2 protein-coding genes are annotated in these 2,649 nt (G+C 59.6%); both read left to right on the top strand.

Features of this window, described 5'->3' with window-relative positions:
• The first annotated feature begins 91 nt into the window (after positions 1–91).
• The gene (locus AC1DVA_RS27530) at positions 92–1,567 is read left to right on the top strand and encodes a TolC family protein (RefSeq protein ID WP_476808003.1); all 1,476 of its coding nucleotides are present in this window, start codon (positions 92–94) and stop codon (positions 1,565–1,567) included.
• A 24-nt stretch (positions 1,568–1,591) separates the two neighbouring features.
• The coding region (locus AC1DVA_RS27525; RefSeq protein ID WP_476808002.1) for an ABC transporter transmembrane domain-containing protein at positions 1,592–2,649 on the top strand (1,058 nt) is incomplete at its 3' end.

Raw genomic sequence — 2,649 nt, 5'->3', positions numbered from 1 at the left:
GTATTGCAGATAGGTTATTGTGTTGGTTTTGTTCTTGGAAATTGCTGTCGTTATTGACGATGTTGCGCCTTAAATTGTAAATCTGGAAGATATGAAGCTCTGGGGGACGACGGGAATGAGTTTTTGGGGGCGTGCCGCGGCGATGCGTTGTTGGGTTTGGGGCGGTCTTGCTGCCGTCGCATTCTCGACGACGAGCGGGGCCGGTGCTTTCACGCTGCGCGAGGCGATTGCTACGACGATAGACTCGAACCCTCAGATCGGGGCTGCTGTTGAAAATCGCGAGGCGATCGAGTTTGAGTTGCGTCAGGCTCGCGGACTTTACATGCCGCGCGTGGATGCGGAAGCCTCGGCAGGCACGCGGAATTTGGACAGGCCGCGCAATTCGGTTGACCCGTTTACCGGCAGTCGGGATCAGGGCCATTTCTCGCCAGTCGAGGTCGGAGTTGTTGGCACCTGGAAGCTCTTCGATGGCTTCACGACCGATGCCGAAGTGGAACGACAAGCGTCGCGGGTCGATGGTGCTTCGTATCGGATCCTCGAGCGATCTGAGTTTTTGGCGCTCGAAGTGGCGCGCGAATATTTCGACATTCTGCTTCAAGAGAGGCTCGTCGGACTTGCTGACCAAAATGTCGGCTACCTCAAGGACACGGTCCAGCGCATTCGCGGGAATGTCAGCAGCGGCTCCCTGACCGACGCCGATCTGAAACAGGGAGAGGAGCGCGTGATTGCAGCCCGCGCGCGGGTGATCGAAGCGCGGCAGAACCTCAGCGAGGCGAAGGTCCGTCTGCAGCGCCTGGTCGGCAAGACCTTCACGCGTGGCTCCATGCCTCCATCGATGGCAACCCGGCTGCCCAAGTCGGTCGAAGGCGGATTGGCACTTGCTGTCCGGAACAATCCACGCATCCAGATCGCGACGGCCGACATCGACGCTGCGCATGCTCTGGTGAAGAAGGCGCGCGGCAAGATGTTGCCGGAGGTCTTCGTCGAAGGTCGGGCCCGTGCCGGGCGAGATATTGACGGGGTCACCGGGCGCACGAACGATCTCCAGGCGCGCGCGGTCATGCGCATGAATCTCTACAATGGCGGGATCGACCAAGCGTCAATCCAGGAGCAGACCCGGCGCGTGGCCGAAGCGCAGTTCAATCGCGATCAGATTCTGCGCGAGGTTCGCGAATCCATGAAGCTGTCGTTCCAGCGGCGTCAAAGCCAGTCAGAATTGTCCGGGGTCCTTGGTCAACAAGCCAGCGTGGGCGACCGACTGGTTGTGGCCTATGCCGATCAGTTTCAGGTTGGGCGTCGGTCCTTGCTCGATCTTCTGGATGCACAGAACACGCGTTATAACGCGAAGGTTCTGCACGAGACCGCGCAAATGGCGGCACGGTTTGCAGAATACCGCATTCTTGCATCGACCGGGCAGCTCGTTTCAGCATTCGGCCTTCGCCCGCCGAAGCAGGCAGAAGCCTATGCGCGCTCGGAAGCCGTCGTTCCGCCCACTGCGGACGCGGAAACGTTGCCTCGGTACTCRCCGAACAGGGGGCGACTGACCGCTCCGGCTCCGGCGCTCTGAGCCCTGGCTGAAGGGCGCCTCGCCATGCACGGCACCCAAGTGCCAGACGAGGCCGGCATGCAGGCTCGCTCGCAGACATCTGCTCTGGAGCAGCGCCGGGATCCGCTGTTGGCCTGTCTCATTCAGGTCGCCGCGCATTTCGAGCGGCCAACGTCCAGCACCATTCTGACGGCTGGGCTTCCCGCCGAGGACGAGGGGCTGTCTGCGGAAAATCTCATCCGTGCGGCGGAGCGGATTGGACTGCGCGCGGACTGGGTCCGGTTTGACTTGCGGGCGCCTGTCGAAACGGATTTTCCGGCGATCGCCTGGCTGAAGCAGGGGGTGCCCGTCCTTATTCTCTCGCTCGAGGAGAATTTGCAGGCGCGCATCTATTCGCCCGTGAAGGGCGCGTTCTCGACCGTATCGGTCGCCGTGCTTGAGCCGATCGACGGCGGTGATATCCTTCGCTTCTGTCCTCAACTCTCAGCCGCCGAACCTGATGGCCAAGTGTCGCTCGATACGGCCAGCAACTGGCTGATCAGCGCCTTGCGGCCCCACTGGCGAAGCTATGTCGAAGTCTTGTTTGCCTCGGCCTTCGTCAACCTTCTGGCGCTTGTCGGTCCGCTCTTCACGATGAACGTCTACGATCGAGTTCTGCCGAACAAGGCGATTTCGACCTTGTGGGTCCTCGCTATCGGCGCCGCGATCGCCCTATTGTTCGATGTTCTGCTGCGTTCGGCGCGCGCATTCCTAGTCGATCATATGGCGCGCCAGCTCGACATCCGGCTTTCTAGCCTGTTGATCGAAAGGATCATGAATACCACCTTGCAGGCGAATACGCCCACGACAGGAATCACGGTTCAACGTATTTCAGAATATGAGTTCCTTCGTGAGTTCATTGGATGTAATACGATTATATACTTTGTAGATTTTGTTTTTGCCTTTGTTTTTCTTGCGGTCATCCTGGCCATTAGTCCCTTTCTGGTACTCTTCCCTGTTGCTGCGATCGGAGGTCTCATCCTGCTCGGCTTCGTGGTGCAGCGTCTAATTGCTGCCGAAATCGGGCGCGCTGACAAGTCGAGCGCGCATCGGCAGTCTCTGAT

The sequence above is a fragment of the Allobosea sp. P4_C6 genome (genome assembly GCF_056402015.1).
Note: the sequence above shows the minus strand (reverse complement) of the source record. Positions and strands in the feature narration are given on the sequence as shown.